19 protein-coding genes and 1 tRNA gene are annotated in these 20,348 nt (G+C 39.4%); 11 read left to right on the top strand and 9 right to left on the bottom strand.

Translation table 11 applies throughout. The features are described 5' to 3' along the window. Window positions 1-4 precede the first annotated feature (4 nt). From I6F48_RS18970 to I6F48_RS18990, 5 genes are all read left to right on the top strand, one after another. A tRNA-Asp gene (locus I6F48_RS18970) sits at window positions 5-81 on the top strand. A gap of 202 nt (window positions 82-283) precedes the next feature. Further along, complete coding sequence (locus I6F48_RS18975; protein ID WP_165740361.1) at window positions 284-997, top strand: response regulator transcription factor; 714 nt, start codon at window positions 284-286, stop codon at window positions 995-997. Then, the gene (locus I6F48_RS18980; protein ID WP_165729290.1) at window positions 994-2,352 is read left to right on the top strand and encodes a histidine kinase sensor domain-containing protein; all 1,359 of its coding nucleotides are present in this window, start codon (window positions 994-996) and stop codon (window positions 2,350-2,352) included. The genes I6F48_RS18975 and I6F48_RS18980 overlap by 4 nt, the downstream gene beginning before the upstream one ends. Before the next feature lie 209 nt (window positions 2,353-2,561). Continuing rightward, the gene (locus I6F48_RS18985; RefSeq protein WP_197120075.1) at window positions 2,562-4,598 is read left to right on the top strand and encodes a TonB-dependent receptor plug domain-containing protein; all 2,037 of its coding nucleotides are present in this window, start codon (window positions 2,562-2,564) and stop codon (window positions 4,596-4,598) included. Window positions 4,599-4,616: 18 nt separating this feature from the next. Continuing rightward, window positions 4,617-5,738 carry a PepSY-associated TM helix domain-containing protein gene (locus I6F48_RS18990; RefSeq protein ID WP_165740358.1) on the top strand — a complete coding sequence of 374 codons (1,122 nt, stop codon included), beginning with the start codon at window positions 4,617-4,619 and terminating at the stop codon, window positions 5,736-5,738. A 125-nt stretch (window positions 5,739-5,863) separates the two neighbouring features. On the opposite strand, the gene fadE is transcribed toward I6F48_RS18990, so the two are convergent. After that, on the bottom strand, window positions 5,864-8,320 hold the full coding sequence (fadE, locus tag I6F48_RS18995; RefSeq protein ID WP_197120076.1) for an acyl-CoA dehydrogenase FadE: 2,457 nt from the start codon (window positions 8,318-8,320) through the stop codon (window positions 5,864-5,866). Between the two features lie 325 nt (window positions 8,321-8,645). Here fadE and I6F48_RS19000 point away from each other — a divergent pair, with 325 nt between their 5' ends. Next, a complete protein-coding gene (locus I6F48_RS19000) occupies window positions 8,646-9,410 on the top strand; it encodes a class II glutamine amidotransferase (RefSeq protein WP_165740353.1) in 765 nt (254 codons plus the stop codon). A 31-nt stretch (window positions 9,411-9,441) separates the two neighbouring features. Here I6F48_RS19000 and I6F48_RS19005 read toward each other — a convergent pair whose 3' ends face one another. The 5 genes from I6F48_RS19005 to cmoA all read right to left on the bottom strand — a co-directional run bounded on the left by I6F48_RS19005 (window position 9,442) and on the right by cmoA (window position 13,790). After that, window positions 9,442-10,176 (bottom strand): DUF3108 domain-containing protein, encoded by a 735-nt coding sequence (locus tag I6F48_RS19005; protein WP_197120087.1) that lies wholly within the window; start codon window positions 10,174-10,176, stop codon window positions 9,442-9,444. A gap of 16 nt (window positions 10,177-10,192) precedes the next feature. Next, window positions 10,193-10,840, bottom strand: coding sequence for a phosphoribosylglycinamide formyltransferase (purN, locus tag I6F48_RS19010; protein WP_007586949.1), 648 nt, complete (start codon window positions 10,838-10,840; stop codon window positions 10,193-10,195). Continuing rightward, window positions 10,840-11,892, bottom strand: a complete 1,053-nt coding sequence (gene purM, locus I6F48_RS19015) for a phosphoribosylformylglycinamidine cyclo-ligase (protein WP_002959993.1) — start codon at window positions 11,890-11,892, stop codon at window positions 10,840-10,842. Before purM ends, purN begins: the two co-directional genes overlap by 1 nt. 191 nt (window positions 11,893-12,083) lie before the next feature. Further along, window positions 12,084-13,052: a tRNA 5-methoxyuridine(34)/uridine 5-oxyacetic acid(34) synthase CmoB gene (gene cmoB, locus I6F48_RS19020; protein ID WP_197120077.1), complete on the bottom strand. Its 969-nt coding sequence runs from the start codon at window positions 13,050-13,052 to the stop codon at window positions 12,084-12,086. Window positions 13,053-13,064: 12 nt separating this feature from the next. Next, entirely contained in the window at window positions 13,065-13,790 is a 726-nt protein-coding gene (gene cmoA, locus I6F48_RS19025; protein WP_007378000.1) for a carboxy-S-adenosyl-L-methionine synthase CmoA, read from the bottom strand. A 116-nt stretch (window positions 13,791-13,906) separates the two neighbouring features. On the opposite strand from cmoA, the gene I6F48_RS19030 reads away from it, so the two are divergent. Beyond that, the gene (locus I6F48_RS19030) at window positions 13,907-14,596 is read left to right on the top strand and encodes a DUF3334 family protein (RefSeq protein WP_165729298.1); all 690 of its coding nucleotides are present in this window, start codon (window positions 13,907-13,909) and stop codon (window positions 14,594-14,596) included. 164 nt (window positions 14,597-14,760) lie between these two features. Next, window positions 14,761-15,549, top strand: coding sequence for a hypothetical protein (locus tag I6F48_RS19035; protein ID WP_197120078.1), 789 nt, complete (start codon window positions 14,761-14,763; stop codon window positions 15,547-15,549). A gap of 7 nt (window positions 15,550-15,556) precedes the next feature. On the opposite strand, the gene I6F48_RS19040 is transcribed toward I6F48_RS19035, so the two are convergent. Further along, on the bottom strand, window positions 15,557-16,057 hold the full coding sequence (locus I6F48_RS19040; protein ID WP_197120079.1) for a M48 metallopeptidase family protein: 501 nt from the start codon (window positions 16,055-16,057) through the stop codon (window positions 15,557-15,559). 24 nt (window positions 16,058-16,081) lie between these two features. Then, the gene (locus tag I6F48_RS19045; RefSeq protein ID WP_197120080.1) at window positions 16,082-16,930 is read right to left on the bottom strand and encodes a DUF72 domain-containing protein; all 849 of its coding nucleotides are present in this window, start codon (window positions 16,928-16,930) and stop codon (window positions 16,082-16,084) included. Window positions 16,931-17,177: 247 nt separating this feature from the next. Between I6F48_RS19045 and aspS the strand changes: the two genes are divergently transcribed. The 3 genes from aspS (at window position 17,178) to I6F48_RS19060 (ending at window position 19,930) form a co-directional block, all read left to right on the top strand. Beyond that, complete coding sequence (gene aspS, locus I6F48_RS19050; RefSeq protein ID WP_197120081.1) at window positions 17,178-18,956, top strand: aspartate--tRNA ligase; 1,779 nt, start codon at window positions 17,178-17,180, stop codon at window positions 18,954-18,956. A gap of 130 nt (window positions 18,957-19,086) precedes the next feature. Continuing rightward, the gene (locus I6F48_RS19055; RefSeq protein ID WP_197120082.1) at window positions 19,087-19,317 is read left to right on the top strand and encodes a hypothetical protein; all 231 of its coding nucleotides are present in this window, start codon (window positions 19,087-19,089) and stop codon (window positions 19,315-19,317) included. A 16-nt stretch (window positions 19,318-19,333) separates the two neighbouring features. Continuing rightward, on the top strand, window positions 19,334-19,930 hold the full coding sequence (locus I6F48_RS19060) for a pentapeptide repeat-containing protein (RefSeq protein WP_197120083.1): 597 nt from the start codon (window positions 19,334-19,336) through the stop codon (window positions 19,928-19,930). Window positions 19,931-20,002: 72 nt separating this feature from the next. Here the strand turns inward: I6F48_RS19060 and I6F48_RS19065 are convergent, their stop codons facing one another. After that, entirely contained in the window at window positions 20,003-20,326 is a 324-nt protein-coding gene (locus I6F48_RS19065; RefSeq protein ID WP_010555318.1) for a hypothetical protein, read from the bottom strand. Window positions 20,327-20,348 lie beyond the last annotated feature (22 nt).

The following is a 20,348-nucleotide window of genomic DNA, read 5'->3' on the forward strand; positions in this document are numbered from 1 at the left end:
CTGCGGAGTGGTAGTTCAGTTGGTTAGAATACCGGCCTGTCACGCCGGGGGTCGCGGGTTCGAGTCCCGTCCACTCCGCCACTTGTTATTTCCTCAATAATAAATTTATGTTTAAAAAACACTCAAAACACTCAAAACACTCAAAACACTCAAAACACTCAAAACACTCAAAACACTCAAAACACTTAAAAAATTAACTTTCTTCCTGCATACTGCTTTTGATATTGATTTGTATTACCATTTGCTTTAACTTGTTTTAATACTATAAAAATTATGGCTTTCTATGTCTGCACCACAGGCCTATCAACGCAACAAATCTGATTTTGATATTTTAGTTGTTGAAGACGATACATTACTTAATGATCAAATTACTGAATTACTAGGCAATCAAGGATACTCTGTTACACAGTGTTTTGATGGTAATCAAGCGCTTGATTTAGCGGTTTCTCAACGTTTTAGTCTTATTTTATTAGATGTTATGTTGCCGGGCAAAGACGGTTTAGCAGTACTTAATATTTTACGTAGTTGTAATAACACCCCTGTAATAATTGTATCGGCAAAACATGCTGAAGAAGAGCGCATACTAGGTCTATCAGCTGGTGCAGATGATTACTTAGCAAAACCGTTTAATAGCCAAGAATTATTACTACGCGTAGATTCAGTACTAAGGCGCGTTTTTAAACAAGACACAAATACCCCTTACATTGCTAATATTGATGGACTTGAAATAGATAGCCTACAGCAGCAGGTTTTTCTGCATTGTGAGCTATTAGCTTTTACGCCTATTGAGTTTGCCTTGCTGCAAATTTTAATGAAAAACCAAGAACAAATACTGTTAAAACCTTTTTTATATCAAGTGGCGCTTAACAAGCGTTTCAGTCAGTACGATCGTAGTTTAGATATGCATATGAGTCGTATACGAAAAAAATTAAATAACGCCGGCTGGGATGGCAGCCGTTTACACACTGTACATGGGCAAGGGTACTGTATTAAATGACACGACGTTTATTTTGGAAGCTGTGCTTAATTATTGGTACTGGTGTTGTTGCTATGTTTTATTTAATTAATGTCGCGGTTAATCATTTTGAAAATGATATGAGCATGCTAAGTGACTCAAGCCGAGAAGAGTTAATTAATTGGCAAAAAAAGGCTGAGGTTATATTTGATCAAGGCGATATGAGCGAACTTGAGCGTTGGGTTGATGATTTACAACAACAAGAGAGTATTTGGGCTGTAATTGCTAAAGCCAATGTGATTGAGTTAGCAGGTAATCGTTCTCATCGTTATGAGTATACAGGGTATAACTTGGGGCGAAGTATTGATTGGAAAATCCATCTGTATTTTGAGCATGCACCCGTTATGCAATTACCCTTTAAAGATGGTGCAACTAGCCTTGTTGTGCAGTTGCCGCAAAGAATGCACCCAGGATCACTTTGGAATTTAACACGTTTGTCGTTACAAGTTTTATTGCCAATGCTGATATTGGTGTGTTTATCGATTGTGTTATATCGTCATATTATGCACCCTATTAAAGAACTCGACTTAGCAAGTAGGGCATTTAGCAAAGGAGACTTTAGTGTCAGAGTTCGGGAGCAGTTGGGCTCACGCAATGATGAACTATCTCAGCTAGCTGAAACATTTGATCTAATGGCAGAGCGGATCAGTGATCAAATTATGCATCAACGTGTATTATTAACTGATTTGTCTCACGAGTTGAGAACACCTTTAACACGTTTAGATATAGCAACTGACAATTTACTCACTCACAGGGAAAAGGGTGTAGAAGACACGCAAATCAAATTAGAGCGTATTCACAAAGAGTCACAGCATATCCGTAAGTTAGTGGATGACACACTTACGTTATCCTGGTTAGATAACGAGTCACCTCAGTTGCGCATCGAATCTTTGGATTTAGTCGATTTACTCGAAATCCTCATTGAAGATGGGCGTTTTGAGTACCCAGATAAACTTATTTCTGCTGACTTACCTAATCAAGCCCATATTGAAAACAGTAATCACAGAGCATTAGGTCAAGCACTGGAGAATATACTTAGAAATGCACTACGTTACACACCCATTAATAAAAAAGTACGGATTAGCCTCATTGATTATAAACATGAATATAAAATTATTATTGCAGATCAAGGTCCAGGAGTACCTAAAGAGCATTTAAATACTATTTTTAGACCTTTTTTCCGGATTGATTCAGCTCGCTCATGCAACAGTGATAGCTTTGGTTTAGGGCTTGCTTTAGCACAAAGGCAATTACATGCGATTGCTGCAACAGTATGTGCTAAAAATGATACTGCAGGTGGTTTAGTAATGACTGTAACGGTTCCTAAAGGTGTATAAATTACATTTCATATTGTGTGCTTGTAAAACTGAGCAACGCTTTCTCGTCCTGTTCACGCCCTTACTTACATATTTTTAGGCAACTAAAGTAGGTTGCACCTAACGCGTCTTTGTATATGTCCTAAATGTAACAAATGTAAAGTTGCTATGCTTTTCATTAAAAGAAAATGATAATCCTTCTTATTTGCAATTAAGAAGGAACGTCCCCCTTGAAAAAATTAGCCTTAATGAGTGCCATTTGTGCATCATTTAGTTCACCTATATACGCGCAAGAACTTACTAAAAGTACAGCGTCTGTTGAAAAAATATCTGTAGTTGGTTCTGCAACTAATTTGAGTATTACAGCTGAAGAAATAGAACAATATCAAGCAAGTGATCTGGCTGACATTTTTCGACATTCACCTTCTGTTAGCGTGGGCGGCTCGGTAGGCGTTGCACAAAAGATCTATATTCGTGGTGTTGAAGATTCTTTATTAAATATAACGGTTGATGGTGCACAGCAAACATCAACGTTATTTCATCATATTGGTCGTGTAACAATAGATCCTGACCTATTACAGCAAATAGATGTGCAAGCAGGTGCCGGCGAAGCAACAAGTGGTCCTGGTGCGATTGGCGGCTCTATCCGCTTTAAAACTAAAGACGCGCAAGACTTACTTAATCAAGGTGAACAATTTGGTGGACGTGTTAAAGCAAGTTACTTTTCAAATGACGGTACGCGTTTAAGCACTAGTGTATACGGTAAATTAAGTGATACATGGGGCGTACTAGGATATTTCAGTACTGTGAATCGCGAGAACATGGAAGATGGTGATGGCGATACTATTTATGGTACGGCCGCCGATCAAGATATGATGTTTATTAAAGCCAGTGGTGAGTTAGCAGATAATCATCATTTGTCGGTAAGTATTGAAAAACGCGACGAAGAAGGGGATTTTTCAGCACGCCCTAACTGGGCGGTACAAGAGGGTGATGCTTTGTACCCAAGTGAAGCAGAGCGAGAGACTTACGTTGCTAATTATATATTTTCTTATAATAACTTATTGTATTTAGAGGCGACAGCATACAAAACCGAATCATCTTTTAATGGCGGCCGATTTGCTTGGCTTGCTGACATTGACACATATGGCTTAGATATTCGTAATACAAGTATTATTGATGAACATAAATTTGTTTATGGCATTGATTATAGAAACGATGAAGTATCGAGTGGGTCTGCAGCTGGTGCAAAAGAAAATTCAGAACAAGGCAGTGTACTGGGTGTTTATGCACAAGGTTATAGTGATATTACTCCACAACTTTTACTGAGTTATGGGGTGCGTTTTGATAGTTATAAGTTTAAACAAGACATCCTATTAGATGAATATTATGGGACTGCAATTACAGAAAGCGCATCGAGTTTAGACGACAATGAAGTGAGCTTTAATATCGGTTTAGCATACGATATTAATGATGCTTGGACAGTAGGGCTTGGGTATGCTGAAGCCGCGCGTGGTAAACAAATAGGGGATGGCTTTACCATTGATGGATATTTATATGACGGTTCAGATATTCCAGTAGCGGATGAAAGTTTAGTACCTGAGACCGTAGCTAATATTGAAGCATCCATAACGTACACTAATGAAAATTTATCCGCTAAGGCAAGTATTTATAATTCGTCTTTAGATGATGTGATATTTGAAGGGTATGAAGGAAACTCGGTTTATAACAATATAGGCACGTTAGAGACTAAAGGGTTTGAGTTTGACCTAGCATATCGTTTAAATTCATTTGATTTCTTCATTGGATTTTCAGCTACTGATACAGAGCTTGACCCACGTGATGGGTTGTACAGTGTAAGTTATGATGCAATTGATATTAATGGCTATGAGTTTGTCGGTTTAGGTAATAGCAGAGGCAATACATGGGTTGCCGGCGTTGATTACGACATTAACACCGATGCAAAGGTTGGTTTTAGTGTAATTAAAGTCGATTCACTCGATATTAATACTCTTCATCAAGCTGTTGACCTTGGTTGGACCGATTCTTTATATACCCTAAATAAACCAAGCTATACCACTGTTGATTTATATGGGCAGTGGAATGTGACAAATGCATTATTATTTAATGTTGCTGTTACTAACTTATTTAATGAGTTATATATCGATCATTCAAGTGTGGGTGATTACAGTGAAGTATTTGACACTGTTGTTGGTCCATACGAATCTGGGCGCGATATTCGCTTATCGATTTCTTATCAGTTTTAAGAATAAGTAACTTATTTTATGTTCTTAAAATTGTTTAAAAAGTGGGTCTTTTGGGCTCACTTAATTATAGGTTTAATCGCCGGTTTATTTATTTTTAGCATGTCGTTCACGGGTTTTTTATTAACCTATGAGCGACAGATTGTTGAGCTAGATGAAATGCGATTTACTGTAAAAAGCACCTATGCTCAACAGCGGCTATCGACTGATGATGTTGTAGATATTTTGCAAGAATCGCATCCGAGTCAATCACATATTTATATTCGTTGGGTAAATCGAGAAGGGGCTGCTATTCCTGCCTGGGCGGGAAAACATAGCTACTTATTACACCCTTATACGGGAGATGTTATTCGTGAAGGAGAGGGGCTAGCGGCTGGTTTTTTTCACGTTGTAACTGATATACATCGTTATTTATTACTGCATGGCGCTTCACAAGTGATTGGCAAAAATATAAATGGCTACGCTAATCTATTTTTTATCTTTTTATTACTATCGGGTGCTTATCTGTGGTTACCAAAGCGATTTAATCGCTCTGCATTAAAAGGATATTTATTACTAGCAAAGAGTTACAAATCATCACATCATCGAAATAGGCAGTGGCATTTAGTTTTTGGAATTTGGTGTTTACCGGTTTTACTCGTTTTGTCATTAACGGCTACTTTGTTTCATTTTGACTGGGCGAATAAAGCGTTATATGGCGCGTTTGGGCAAAACGTACCGGAGCGAGAAAAGCATCTACCAGTATTAGATTTATCGGCTGATAAAGTACCTTACGATGCTCTATTCCAACAAGCTCAAATACATGCAATTAATAATGGTGCCGCTGATTGGTATTCAATGTGGTTAGAATTAGGTGACAAAAAACACGAAGCACGTTTTTATATTGATACCAGTATTGGGAATCGTCAAGAATATGCGTATTCATTATTTTTAGATACTCACACGGGCGACGTAACTAAAACGTTTAAAAAATCGGATTGGACGCGAGGCGATCAAGCATGGGGAACATCTCGATTTTTACATACCGGTGAATACTTTGGTTTTTTAGGGCAAACATTAGCTGGTTTGGCATCATTGTTCGCATGTTTTTTAGTGTATACAGGCATAGTTTTAGCATGGAAGCGATTGATAAATAAGCGCTAATTTACACTTGTCGACGAGTATTTGATTGCTTGATATGTGCGATTTGATATATAACAATTTATTTTACACAAAAAAGCCAGCGCATTAGGCGCTGGCTTTTAGTATTCAAATGCTTACTTAGTTAATTAAGCCGCATCAGCTTCTTTTTTAACGCTATTACGCGCGGCTTTGCCTGCAAGTAAGTCAGCTGGGTCAAAGTCATCAACGTTAATAACATCTAAACGAGATTGCTCAACAGCAGCTAGTTTATCAGCCTCTGCTTGGCTTAATATGCCTGCTTCAAGCCCCATTTGCGCTACTTTATCAAGCTGGAAGAATGGCAGTTTAAGGCCTTTTTCTTTACATACTCTTTCAAATAATGGCTCAACAGCAAGTACGTCTTTAAGCGTTTGCTCTTGACGACCTACAAGGTTAAGCGGCTCATTTGTTAAGTATACATAGCTTGCTAAACGGTTACGCGTTTCGCTAGGTACTTGTAGTAGTTGCGCAAGTTTATGCTCAAGTTGGTCAGTTGGTTTACGAACCGGGCGACCAAACGGGAATAACAATACTTTTAACACGGCGCGTAGTGGAGCCGAAGGCATGTTATTAATTAAATCAGCAAGTGCACGTTGGCAATGGTAAAGGTGATCTTGGCAACTCCATTTTACTAGCGCAAAATCTTCTTTTTTACGGCCTTCATCGTTGTAACGCTTAAGCGTTGCAGACACTAAGTATAAGTAACTAAGTAAGTCACCTAAACGTGCTGAAATACGTTCTTTACGTTTTAGTGAACCACCAAATACTGCCATGCTAATGTCAGACATAAGAGCAAGTGATGCACTAAAGCGTGACGCTATACGGTAAAATTCAGCTGTTTCGTCGTTGTACGGCACACTTGTAAAACGAGCACCTGTGAGCGCAAGCCACTTAGTACGCACAAGGTTCGACATAGTAAAACCAATATGGCCCATTAGCGCTTTATCAAATACATTAAGCGCTTCTTCGCGGTCTTCTATTTCACATGCACCAAGCTCTGTTAGTACGAATGGATGACAGCGAATTGCACCTTGACCATAAATAATCATATTACGGGTCAAGATGTTTGCACCTTCAACGGTAATGGCAATAGGTGCACCTTGATAGCCACGACCTAAATAGTTATTTGGCCCAAGCATGATGCCCTTACCGCCAAGTACATCCATTGCATGAATAGTTGCATCACGCATTTGCTCTGTAAGGTGGTATTTAATAATGGCAGAAACAACCGATGGCTTTTCGCCTAAATCAACCGCACCCGTAGACATGCTAACCGCAGCATCAGAGCTGTAAGCGTAACCAGCTAATTTAGCTAGTGACTCTTCAACACCTTCCATTTTACCAATAGGTAAACGGAACTGACGACGAATTCGGCTGTAAGCACCTGTCGCAATAGCAATCATTTTAATGCCACCGGCAGAGTTTGACGGCAATGTAATTGCACGACCAACCGATAAACATTCAACCAGCATACGCCAGCCTTGACCAGCCATATCTGGACCACCAATAATGTAATCAAGTGGTACAAAAATGTCTTTACCGCGAGTAGGCCCATTTTGAAATGGTACGTTAAGCGGGAAATGTCGACGACCAATTTCAACTCCAGGAGTATCCGTTGGTATAAGTGCACAGGTAATACCTGGCTCTTTATTGTCGCCAATTAAGCCATCTGGATCTTGTAACTTAAACGCAAGACCAAGTACGGTAGCAACTGGGGCAAGTGTAATGTAACGCTTATTCCACGTTAAACTAACACCCACAACTTCTTCACCATTCCATTGCCCTTTACATACCACACCGTAGTCTGGAATTGAGCTTGCATCAGAACCCGCTTCTGGCGACGTTAATGCAAAACATGGAATTTCTTGACCGCTCGCTAGGCGCGGCAAGTAATGATCTTTTTGTTCTTTTGTACCATAGTGTTGTAATAATTCACCTGGGCCTAAAGAGTTCGGTACACCAACAATTGACGAAAGTAATGTTGATTTACTTGTTAGTTTTTGAAGTACACATGACTGTGCAAATGCAGAAAACTCTAAACCGCCATATTCTTTTTTGATGATCATGGCAAAGAATTTATTATCTTTTAGATATTGCCATACATCTTGAGGAAGGTCGGTTAGTTCGTGCGTTGCTTCCCAATCGTCCAACATGCTACATACTACTTCAACAGGGCCATCAACAAAGGCTTGCTCTTCAATAGTAAGTTTAGGAACTGGGTATTGGTGAAGCTTTTTCCAATCTGGGTTACCACAAAATAAATCAGCTTCCCACCACGTTGTACCGGCATCAATAGCTGATTTTTCAGTATCAGACATGCTTGGCGTTACTTTTTTAAACATAGCAAAAATTGGCTTGATAATATATTGCTGACGAATGCCAGTAACAGAAAGAGGAACCGCGATGATCAAAAAGATCAACCAGCTAATTAAACCAAAAGCACCCGCAAAGGTACCAATTAATAAAGTAATAGCTGAAACACCAAGTGCTGTGTTCCAACTTGCTCTGTGGTAAATCGCAGTGCAAAGCAACACGATTAGAACCAGTGTAAATATGAGTGTCATTTTTATTCCTTAATAGAGGTCAGACCACCTCACTTAGAGTAGCGCTAGTAACAGTAATTTTCAAGTACATAACGATATTAAATTGTAGTAGAAAGTAACTTAAATACGATATTTAATTACCCGACAGAGGAACGCTTAATTACTATCGTATAGTCAAAGCGTTAGCTGCAAGTATTGTTAACGTAAAAATAAATAAATCTAATAGCAAAATGACACTTTTTAAGTAAGTATAGTAATCATAGTGGGCTGTAAATTAGTGTACGCCTAATGTAAAAATATAACGCTATTTATTTTTAATGTATGGTTTTTAAGGGTTATTTTATTAATGTGTGAATTACTTGGCATGTCAGCCAACGTGCCTACCGATATTTGTTTTAGTTTTTCAGGCCTTTTAGAGCGTGGTGGAAATACCGGCCCACATAAAGATGGGTGGGGTATTACGTTTTACGAAGGTAAAGGCTGTAGAACCTTTAAAGATCCTGAGCCGAGTTATCAATCTGAAATAGCTAAACTCGTTAAAGCATACCCAATTAAAAGTGTATCGGTTATTAGCCATATTCGACAAGGGAACCGCGGTAGAGTGTGTCTGGAAAACACCCATCCGTTTACACGAGAGTTGTGGGGGCGTGAGCTCACCTATGCACACAACGGGCAACTATCAAATTATCATGATTTAAAAACAGAGTACTATCGTCCAGTGGGGAACACCGATAGCGAACTCGCTTTTTGTTGGTTACTCGATAAAATTCGCGAAAAATACCCAAAACGTCCAAGTAATATGGCATCGGTTTTTAGATACGCCGCTAAGCTCTCGCATACGTTGCGTGAAAAAGGCGTGTTTAATATGCTATTGACCGACGGGGTGTTTGTTCTAGCGTATTGCACTAATAACTTACATTACATAACGCGCCGTGCGCCATTTGGTAAAGCAACGTTGATTGATGCCGACATGGTGGTTGATTTTCAACAAGAGACCACACCAAACGATGTAGTAACAGTAATAGCCACAAGACCTTTGACAAATGATGAGCGCTGGCAAAAAATGGAGCCGGGGGAGTTTGCATTGTTTAAAATGGGTGAGCTAATTTAGCCCACCTATTTTATTACTGATTTATTTAAAGCTAGTTAGCTTCTTGAGGTTGTTGTGCTATAGCAGGCGCAACAGCTGTAGGTGCAGTAACAGTAAATGAATTCATTTGAACTTCAAACTGCTCCATGCCTTTTTCACCTTTCCACATACGTACCAGCATGTAATCCATTTCTGGCGCAAACCATGCAATTGCTTGGCGTTTATCGTTATCGTATAAACGCTTTACTTTAATAGCTTCTACATTACCGATAGGCAACGAAATCATCTCGGTGCCAGATACTTCAAAATTGTAGTCGCGGCGATTACCTTTTTTATCAATAAGCGGGAATGAAAAGCTCGTTTCGCCTTTTTTCAATCCTTCGCGTACTTGTACTTGGTACGAAATAGCATCCTGAAAGTCATCAGTCCATTCGCATTTAAGAGGGTATTCGCTAGCACTGCTAGTCACTACTTTGTTTGTTGTATCAAAATCAATTTTATAATCTTTATCAGGGCCTGTACCGGTGCGGATCATATTGTAATGATGCGGGGTGACCTTGCCATCTTTAAAGGTAAACTTTGATGTTTCTTCACGAGAATCAGAGAAAATCATCCACTCAATATTGCTGTGGTATGTTAGTTCATAAGTATCGTCGCCCATTTTTTTGAGCTCACGAACAGCCTCACCATGATTTTTACCTTTGCGTAAAATATCGTAGTTAGCTTGATATTGGGTCAATTCGCCTGCAATTAGGCTAGTTGGAAGTAAAGCGCCCGCACATAACAACAGGGCACTTATTTTTTTATTGTGAGTAGTGCGCGCCGTGTGCAGGAAGTTGTTTTTTGTCAAGAACTGCATAATCTGCTTCCATAGTAAGTCTGTGTTCACTGAACCACTTGACCACCAAAGGATAAATTATATGCTCTTGCTCATGCACGCGTTTTGCTAATGTTTCTGCTGTATCATCCTTGAGTACAGGTATTTGCGCCTGAAGAATAACGGGACCGCCGTCTAATTCTTCAGTAACAAAGTGAACACTTACGCCATGAACATCGTCTTTTGCATCAATTGCTCTTTGGTGGGTATTCAGCCCCTGATACTTAGGCAACAAAGATGGATGAATGTTCAACATTTTTCCAACATATTTTTGCACTAAGCCAGGAGTAAGAATACGCATAAACCCAGCTAATACAACTAGATTTGGCATAAAAGAGTCGATAACGTTCATTAATTGCGCATCGTACGCTTCGCGCGAGTCAAAATCTTTATGACTGAGCACTTTTGTAGCAATACCTGCTTTTTTTGCACGCTCTAGGCCATAAGCGTCTGCTTTGTTACTAATAACAGCCGCTATATGTCCGTTTATCTCGCCACGTTCGCAGGCATCTATGATGGCTTGTAAATTAGAGCCACTACCTGAGATTAAAACTACCAGACGAGTCGGTGCCATTACTTAGCACCACCTACAATTTCAACTTGCTCTTCGCCAGCTGCTGCATCTTGAATTTCACCAAGGTGCCATGCATTTTCGCCCAAGTCTTTTAGCATTGTTAAGCTTTGCTCAAGTTTGTCTGCAGGAACTACTAAAACCATACCTACACCACAGTTAAATGTACGGTACATTTCGTGTGTAGTAATATTGCCGTTTTCCTGTAGCCAGTTAAAAATAGGTGGCCACTGCCAGCTATCACCTTTAACTACAGCTTTTGCTGAAGCGGGTAATACACGTGGAATGTTTTCCCAAAAACCGCCGCCAGTAATATGCGAAAGCGCATGTACGTCAACGTTTTTGAATAACTCAAGTAAAGGTTTTACGTAAATACGAGTAGGCTCAAGTAAGGTTTCGCCTAATGTTTTACCTTCAAAGTCAGCGCTGGTATCAGCTTTTGACACTTCAAGTACTTTACGAATTAAAGAGAAGCCATTTGAATGAGGGCCGCTTGAAGCAAGTGCAATAAGCTGATCGCCTGCTGCTACTTTTGTGCCATCAATAATTTTTGATTTTTCTACAACGCCTGTACAAAAGCCTGCCATGTCGTAGTCTTCACCATCATACATACCTGGCATTTCAGCTGTTTCGCCACCAATTAGGGCACAACCTGAAATTTCACAACCTTTGCCAATACCTGTAACTACGTCAGCTGCTGTGTCTACATCTAGTTTACCAGTTGCATAGTAATCTAGAAAAAACAGGGGTTCAGCACCTTGAACAATTAAGTCGTTTACACACATTGCAACCAAATCAATACCAACCGTATCGTGTTTTTTTAAGTCGATTGCTAAACGTAGTTTAGTACCAACGCCATCTGTGCCTGCAACTAAGACTGGTTGCTTGTAGCCTTCAGGAATTTCGCAAAGTGCGCCAAAACCACCAATTCCGCCCATTACTTCAGGACGACGAGTTTTTTTAACTACGCCTTTAATACGCTCAACAAGTGCATTACCAGCGTCGATATCTACGCCCGCGTCTTTATAGCTTAGAGACTGTTTTTGTTCGCTCACAGGTTTTCCTCAAAATAGTTGTTTTGGGTTGCTTAGAAACGCGCGTATTTTACAACAATTGCAAGGTCGCGGCTAGCTCAAATGTAATTTTGAAATAATTAACAAGGACACTTGTCCGCTGTCTGTTGTTTAAATAAACAAAAAAACGCCAGCAGGCGTTTTTTTAGTAATTAAAGACGTTAAATTAACAGCTATGCTTTTGCGGTTAATATGGCTCGAAGTGGAGCGGGGTAGCCTTCAATTGTTTTACTTGTATCGTTTGGATCTAAAAAGTCTATTAACGACTCGTTTTCCATCCAGTCGGTTTTGCGTTGCTCTTCAAGCGTGGTAATAGCGCAATCTTTTATTTGTACATCTTTAAAGCCAACGCGTTCCATCCAGAGTTTTAATGCTGCAGTACTTGGAATAAACCAAACGTTGCGCATTTTAGCGTAGCGGTCGGTAGGGACTAATACTGTGTTTTCATCACCTTCAATTACTAGCGTTTCAAGTACAAGTTCGCCGCCGGGGCGAAGCTGCGCCTTTAACTGCGCTAAAAAGTCGATAGGTGAGCGACGATGATAAAGTACGCCCATCGAAAAAACCGTATCAAACGCTTTAAGCTCAGGTAATGCTTCAACGCCTAGTGGCAGTAAATGCACGTTTTCGTCTGGGTTGTAGTGTTTAATTGCCTGGAACTGACATAAAAATAAATCAGACGGATCAATACCCACTACAAACTCTGCGCCTTCACCGCGCATACGCCATAAATGATAACCTGAGCCACAACCAATATCTAAAACGGTGCGGCCTTTTAATGGCTCAATATGAGGAAGCAGGCGGTCCCACTTCCAATCACTGCGCCACTCTGTGTCTATTTCAATTCCGTGCAAACTAAATGGGCCTTTGCGCCATGGCATCATGCGTTTTAATAAATGCATCGCCTGTTTTTGTTCGCCATCACTCATCTCCCCTGACGCGCCTATTTCTACCTTGGTAGAGACATCTACATGCGTAGTTGCTACTTCAGGCAAATTTTTAAGCACTTTTTGCCATTTAGGTAAATCGCCATGGCTTGCCTCGTTTTGCCAGTGTTTTAATTGTGCCGGCAGGGTTTCTAGCCAGTGGCTAAGAGGGCTTTGTGCGATAGATGCGTAAAATTGGTTAAACCATTGAGACATAAGTCACTCTCTTTATTTAATTGCTACCATTGAGCAAAAATTAAAACATTGATACCACACTTGAGTTTGGCTAAAACCAATATCTTGTAAGCGAGTAAAGTGAGCGCTTAGTGTATCTGGGCGCATAACGTTTTCGATGGCGGTACGCTTTTGGCTTATTTCAAGCTCAGAGTAACCATTGTGTCGTTTAAAGTCGTGGTGCAAATCAATCAATAAATTGTCGCATTGCTCGTTTTCAGCTTTAATTTTTTCGCTAAGTAGCAGCACGCCACCGGGCTTTAAGTTAGCGTATATTTTTTCAAGCACGGCTTGGCGCTGTGCGTGTGGAATAAACTGCAGCGTAAAGTTCATTGCTACTACTGAGGCGTTTTGAATCTCAAGCTCGTTAATATCGCCTAAAGTAACAGTAACAGGCACATCTGATTTAAAACCTTGTAAATGTACCTTACAACGCTCAACCATAGCTTGAGAATTATCTACCGCTATTATATGGCAGTTATCGGTGCGAATATTTCGTCGCATGCTAAGCGTTACTGCACCCAGTGAACAGCCTAAATCATAAAGATTTGAGTTACTTTGTGCATACTCACCCGCAAGCTTACCCATTGTACTGACAATCGTTGCGTAGCCCGGTACCGAGCGCTGAATCATATCTGGAAAAACTTCGACTACATTTTGGTCAAAGCTAAAATCTTTTACTTGTTGCTCAGAGGCATAAATACTGTCTTTTATGGTCACGAAGGCAGTCTCTTTGTAAATAATAGAGTTATTTTAACATTTTATACTGGATAGTCAGTGATAAATTCAGTAGCTTGACTAGAATTATGAATAATAAGTATAAAAGAGAAGATTAAATGAGCAAAAGTAAGGTCATCAGCACAGACGATATATTAGCAACCCTTTGTCATTCAGTGACAGGCGTACTCACATCAGCCAGCGGTAATGGTATTAGCTACTCTGCTATGGTACAAAAAATAACGCGTACATGTATGCGACCAGATATTGGCTGCTTTGTTTTATTTGACGGCGGTTTTACCGGCCTTGTAATTACCAACTTTACTTCGCAAGCGGCGATGGAAATTTATGGCGATTACATGCGTAATATGGGTATGCCTGAGAATGAAATAGCGCATAGCCATTTATCAGACGACGTATCAAACGTACTAGGCGAGTTGATGAACCAAATTGTTGGCGACTTTACTTCTAAAGTGCGTGAGCAGTTACATACTTCTATTACGCAAAATCAGCCAAAAATGATGGCAATAAACAAGCAAGTGCAAATATCGGTAGATACCACGATGGATCGCCCGCAAGCCCGCCGCGTAACATTCACCACAAGTAAACAAAATATATTTTACTTGGAATTAGCGATGGATAAAACAGAGTTTATTAAATTACACGACTTTGATATTGCAGAAGCACTAGACCCAGACGACATAATTGAAAACGAAGCTAAAAAGAAGGCTGAAAAAGAAAGCGCAAAGGCTAAAGACGTTGTGCAAGATGATGCAGATGACGACTTTATGGCAGGCTTAGGACTTTAAGTTTATTACGTAGGTTGGTTTGAGTGAAACGAAACCCAACGTTTGCTCAGCTATCAATTTTCAGTTATCAGCCTTCAGTAGGTTGATACGACTGCATAAAAACGCGATTTGATATCGCGTTTTTTTATTCATAAAAATTAAAATTTAAGGGAAAGGGCGATTACATGGCAGTTATCGATAAGAAAAATAATAAAATTTTTAAGGGGGTTTTGATTTCCCTAATTGTATTAGCAATAGCTTCAATGGTTGGCATATTTACACTTTGGTTCAAAGGTTTAGGTGTAGGGTACGGAGGGACTTCAGAGACTTGGTCACACTTTGGTAGTTTTTTTGGTGGAGTGCTCGGTCCGATACTTTCTTTTTTATCTTTTACTGCGATTATATATACCGTTTATCTTCAATCGGATAGTAATAAAGTTCAAGCTCTAGCAAATAAACAGGCAGCAGAGGATAGGCTTGCTTCTGAAAAGTTAGCTATTGAGTCTCAAAAAGACCAACGTGATGCATTCCAAAAGCGCATAAAGCATGAAAAACAGCAACAGTTGCTATCATTTTTCATTAATACTTTTGATGAACTTGAATCACTAGGTTGCGAAGCTGTTCAGGATTTAACAGAAAAAAATGAAGTTGGGCTAGCTACCTTATCATATAGAACCACTTCTTACGCTTGGAAAGCACACTCTACGTCGCTAGTTTTAAAGAGATACCTTGATAAATTTGATAGTGAAAGTGCAGAATTTATTCATATATACGCAACTAAATGCTCAGGACAGATAAATAACTTTAAAGAGAATATCGAAATATATCGAGCTTGCTTGAACAATAGTGCTGAAGAATTAGCTAGGATGTTAAGTGAATCGCAAGAAACACACCGAAGATTTGAAGATTCTCTACAAATTTTGAAGGATAAATACATTTCAATCTGGGAAGAGAGAAGTAACAATGGAAACTGATCTGAGATTACAAGCCATACGGATTCTCTCCCATCGCCACTACCACACAAAATATCCTTAAATCTAATTCCAATTGGTGGTAACTCGGTTCCATGTGGCAGCAAAGTTGATAAAAGCCTTTGTTATGGTCTTTTTCTTTAAAGTGGGCGAGCTCATGTACCACTAACGCTTTTAATAACGGCTCGGGAGCGCGGAGCAAGTCGCTGTTTATCGCTAAATCGTGCTTACGGGTTTTACCTTGCATTCGATACGTATGTGTACCGAGTGCATTGGTGACCATATCGCCTTGCTTTTTAAAAGCAGCACGCCCAAATGGTGGCGCATTTTTTAAATATTGTTTTTTAAGCTCGGTTGCATAGCTATAAAGTAGTTTATCGCTGGTAATAGTGTGTGCTTGCGGATACTTTTTAAGTAAGTAGTCACATACCTTTTTGTTATTTATAAGGCTTAATACTTGCTCAACAATGTTAGCTGGGTAACCGGTAAAGTAACGTGCGTATTCACTCATTATTATTTCTCTTTCGTTTTACTTTTAAAAAAGTGCTTGCTGGTGGGCTTCTTTTTCGCCAGTAAATGGGTTTAATGCTTTGTGATTATAACCAAGGTCTTTACAAAACTGCCTTGCTAATAATGGCGCTTCTCGGTTATCGGCAGTATGAAAAAACACGTAGGGTGTTTTACCTTCATCAAGCCATTGTTTTACTTTGCTCAGCCACGGTTTATAAAAGGGTTTATAGTCGTTTTGCAAATCGGCTATTACAAAGCGCGCCATAGGCTGCGAGCCTGTGGCAATGGCATGTACTGGTAAATGTGGCTTTTTTTGCTGTGCATCTATTAGTGCCTCGGTTGTTGGTTTTACGGCAAATAGGGCGCGAGTATCCATCGATATGCGATTTATGTTGTTTGCCATTAATAACTGATTAAGCGCTATTTCGGCTTCACCTTTTTTGAAAAATGCAGTATGACGTACCTCTACACCGTAATTAACCTCTTTTGGTAATAGGCTAATAAATTGTGCGAGTTTGGGTAAGTCACCAGGACCAAATGCTTTAGGTAATTGCAGCATGATTTGCCCGGTTTTTTCTAAAATAGGGGAGAACAAGTTAAGCCAATCTGTAAGCTCGGTTTGTATATTAGTAAGGTGTAGTTCGTGGCTAAAGCGACGATTAAACTTAAACGTAAATTTAAAATCGTCGGGTACGTTATTTGCCCAGCGCAATACGGTGCTTGGCGATGGATCGGCGTAAAAGCTGGTGTTGCCTTCAACAGAATTAAAATGTTGGGCGTATTGGCTAAGCATATCGGCGTTTTTACATTGGCTTGAAAATAAATTGCCTTTCCATGCATTACTCGACCACTGCGGGCATCCAATATATAACATACAAACTAGCGCCTTATTATAAAGTGGCGATAGTGTAGCAAATAACAAAACGAGCTGCTGTAAATTCAGGGGCAAAAGCGGCACACGCCCTAGCATCTTAATGTTAGTTGAGTATAATGCAGGGCTTAATTTGATTATTTTTAGATTGCTAGCGGCTTTATTTGTATTGTGGTGACCTGTTTTTTAAATCACACGCCTTAAAACAAATAAGTTTAGCCGTTTAAGCCTTTTATCTGACAGGAAAACTATGCGCTCTATATATTGCGGACAGCTAAATAAAACTCACGTAGATCAAGAAGTTGAACTATGTGGCTGGATCAACAAACGACGTGACCTTGGTGGACTTATCTTTGTCGATTTACGCGATAGAGAAGGTTTAGTACAAGTTGTATTCGACTCTGACATTGAAGAATTAATGAGTTCAGCTAATACACTTCGCCAAGAATTTTGTGTTCAGTTAAAAGGTGTTGTTCGCGCACGCCCAGACAGCCAAGTAAATAAAGACATGGCAACAGGGGAGATCGAAATTTTAGGTAAAGAGCTTAATATTATTAACCGCTCTGAGCCGCTTCCACTAGATTTTAACCAAGTAAACTCTGAAGAGCGTCGTTTAAAGTACCGTTACTTAGATTTACGTCGTCTAGAAATGAGTGACCGTATTAAATTACGCGCTAAAGCAAGCAGCTTTGTTCGTCGCTTTTTAGATGAAAACGGCTTTTTAGACATCGAAACACCTGTACTTACTAAAGCAACGCCAGAAGGCGCGCGCGATTACTTAGTACCGAGCCGTGTTCATAAAGGTAGCTTTTACGCATTACCGCAGTCGCCGCAGTTGTTTAAGCAATTGTTGATGATGTCTGGTTTTGACCGTTACTACCAAATTGTTAAATGTTTCCGTGATGAAGATTTACGTGCGGATCGCCAACCAGAATTTACCCAAATAGATATAGAAACCTCGTTCATGAGCTCTGATCAAGTACGTGGTATGACTGAAAAAATGATCCGTGAGATGTGGCAAACATTGTTAAACGTTGATTTAGGCGATTTCCCAATCATGCCTTACAGCGAGGCAATGAGCCTTTACGGTTCTGATAAGCCTGATTTACGTAACCCAATGAAATTAGTTGATATTGCTGATTTAGTGAAAGACGTAGAGTTTAATGTTTTTTCAGGTCCGGCTAACGACGAAAAAGGCCGTGTTGCTGTATTAACAGTACCGGGTGGCGCTAAGCTTTCTCGTAAACAGCTTGACGATTACACTAAGTTTATTGGTATTTACGGCGCTAAAGGCATGGCGTGGATGAAAGTAAACGACCACACTGCAGGCGCTGAAGGCGTTCAATCACCAGTGGCTAAGTTTTTAAACGAAGACGTAATTACTAAATTGCTTGAGCGTACTAATGCACAGTCGGGCGATATTATTTTATTCGGTGCCGATAAGCGCAACACAGTAAATGAAGCTATGGGCGCACTGCGCGTTAAGATTGGTGTTGATTTAGAAATCACTAACCTTAATAGCTGGGCACCACTTTGGGTTGTAGATTTCCCAATGTTTGAAGAAGATGACGAAGGCACATTACATGCTGTACATCATCCATTCACTGCACCAAAAGATATTACTGCAAGTGAGCTTGAAGCAAACCCAGCAGCAGCAATTTCAGATGCCTACGACATGGTATTAAACGGCTACGAAGTGGGTGGCGGTTCGGTGCGTATTCATAATGCAGATATGCAAGAAACCGCATTTAGAATTTTAGGTATTAACGAGCAAGAGCAACAAGACAAGTTTGGCTTTTTACTTGATGCACTTAAATACGGCACACCACCACATGCAGGTTTAGCATTTGGTCTTGACCGTTTAGCAATGCTTTTATGTGGTACCGATAACATTCGTGACGTTATTGCTTTCCCTAAAACAACACAAGCATCGTGTTTATTAACTAACGCGCCAAGTAAACCTAACCTCGATTCGTTAGCTGAGCTTGCAATTAGTGTTGTAGAAAAAGAAGTATCAAGCGAAGAGTAATTTTTGCTTAGCTTTTAAGCTAAATTTAAAAACCCTTAAGTTATATGCTTAAGGGTTTTTTTGTGGTTAAATTTAAAGCAGTTTAAAGGTTTGTGCCGATTGCTATTATCCATATTGAAAAGGAGTTCTTATGTCATTTCATCTAACCTTATTTGGTGAGTTTTTAGCTTTTTTTATTATATTATGCATCCCTATTTTTGCTGTAATTAGCTACAAAATAGGTAAGCGTAAAAGTACTATGCCAGGTGTTTTAGCGTTTGTGGGTGGCTGTTTTGCGCTATTTCCATTGTTTGGTTTAATTTTTATTGCAGTGCTTGCGCTTAAAAAAAATTTACCTAAAAATAATGGCTACGCAGGTTAAATCTAATAGGTAAATTGTGTTGTTAAGTAACAATAAACAGTATTTTGATGAGCAATTTAATGCTTTGCAGTACGCAGAGCAGCTAACTGAAAACTCTGAGTTTGAAGAATGTATATTTATCGATTGCGACTTTTCAGGGGGGCAGTTTAAAAATTGCCGATTTATAGAATGTAGTTTTAAAAACTGTAATTTATCGTCACTTAAATGGAACTACAGTTCGCTTGAAAATGTAAGTTTTAGCCACTGTAAATTAAATAGTTTGCAATGGGCTGATGTAGATTGGCCAGCGCTTAGTATTAACGCACCGGTGAGTTTTAATTATTGTGAGCTCAGTAATAGCTCTTTTTTTGAATTAACCCTCAAAGCCCTCAAACTAACACACTGCTTTGCCAAAAATGTTGATTTTAGACACGCTGATTTAAGCAGTAGTGAATTTACAGGAACAGATTTTCGCGATAGTGAGTTTTTTCAAACTAACTTAACAAAATGTGATTTTGTAGGTGCTACAGCGTTTAATATAGATTTGAATAATAATATCTTAGCGAATGCTAAGTTTGATCGCTTCGAAGCACTTAATTTGCTTACCAGCCTTAATATAGAACTATGTGATTAATTTAGTTTAATATAATTACATATCTAGAAGCGACAGCTTGGCTGGGCTTCTAGATACTGCGTGACTGGGTAATTAACGGCTTGGGCCATTTTTATTACGTGCACTGGCAAGCTGTCTTGCGATTTCTAATAACGCAGGTGAAATATCTTCAGCGCCATCTTTAATTAGTTTTGTAACGTCACCTGATGAAAACAAACCGTCACGTGGTGATTTAATACCTAACTCACGTACAAAATCCTTCGTTTTACCAGTGCTGCCTGTTTCGATGAACTTAAAAATAATACGTTCATTGTTATTTTTAGCAGGTGCTTTTAGTGTTTCGATTTCGTCATGTATTGCAGTTAGTTTGTCTTCTAGGATTTCTATACGTTCTTGAATGCTATTGTATGATTTCATTTATTGGATCTTTTACTAAATA

The sequence above is a fragment of the Pseudoalteromonas sp. SWYJ118 genome, assembly GCF_015864505.1.
Lineage (GTDB): Bacteria > Pseudomonadota > Gammaproteobacteria > Enterobacterales > Alteromonadaceae > Pseudoalteromonas > Pseudoalteromonas arctica.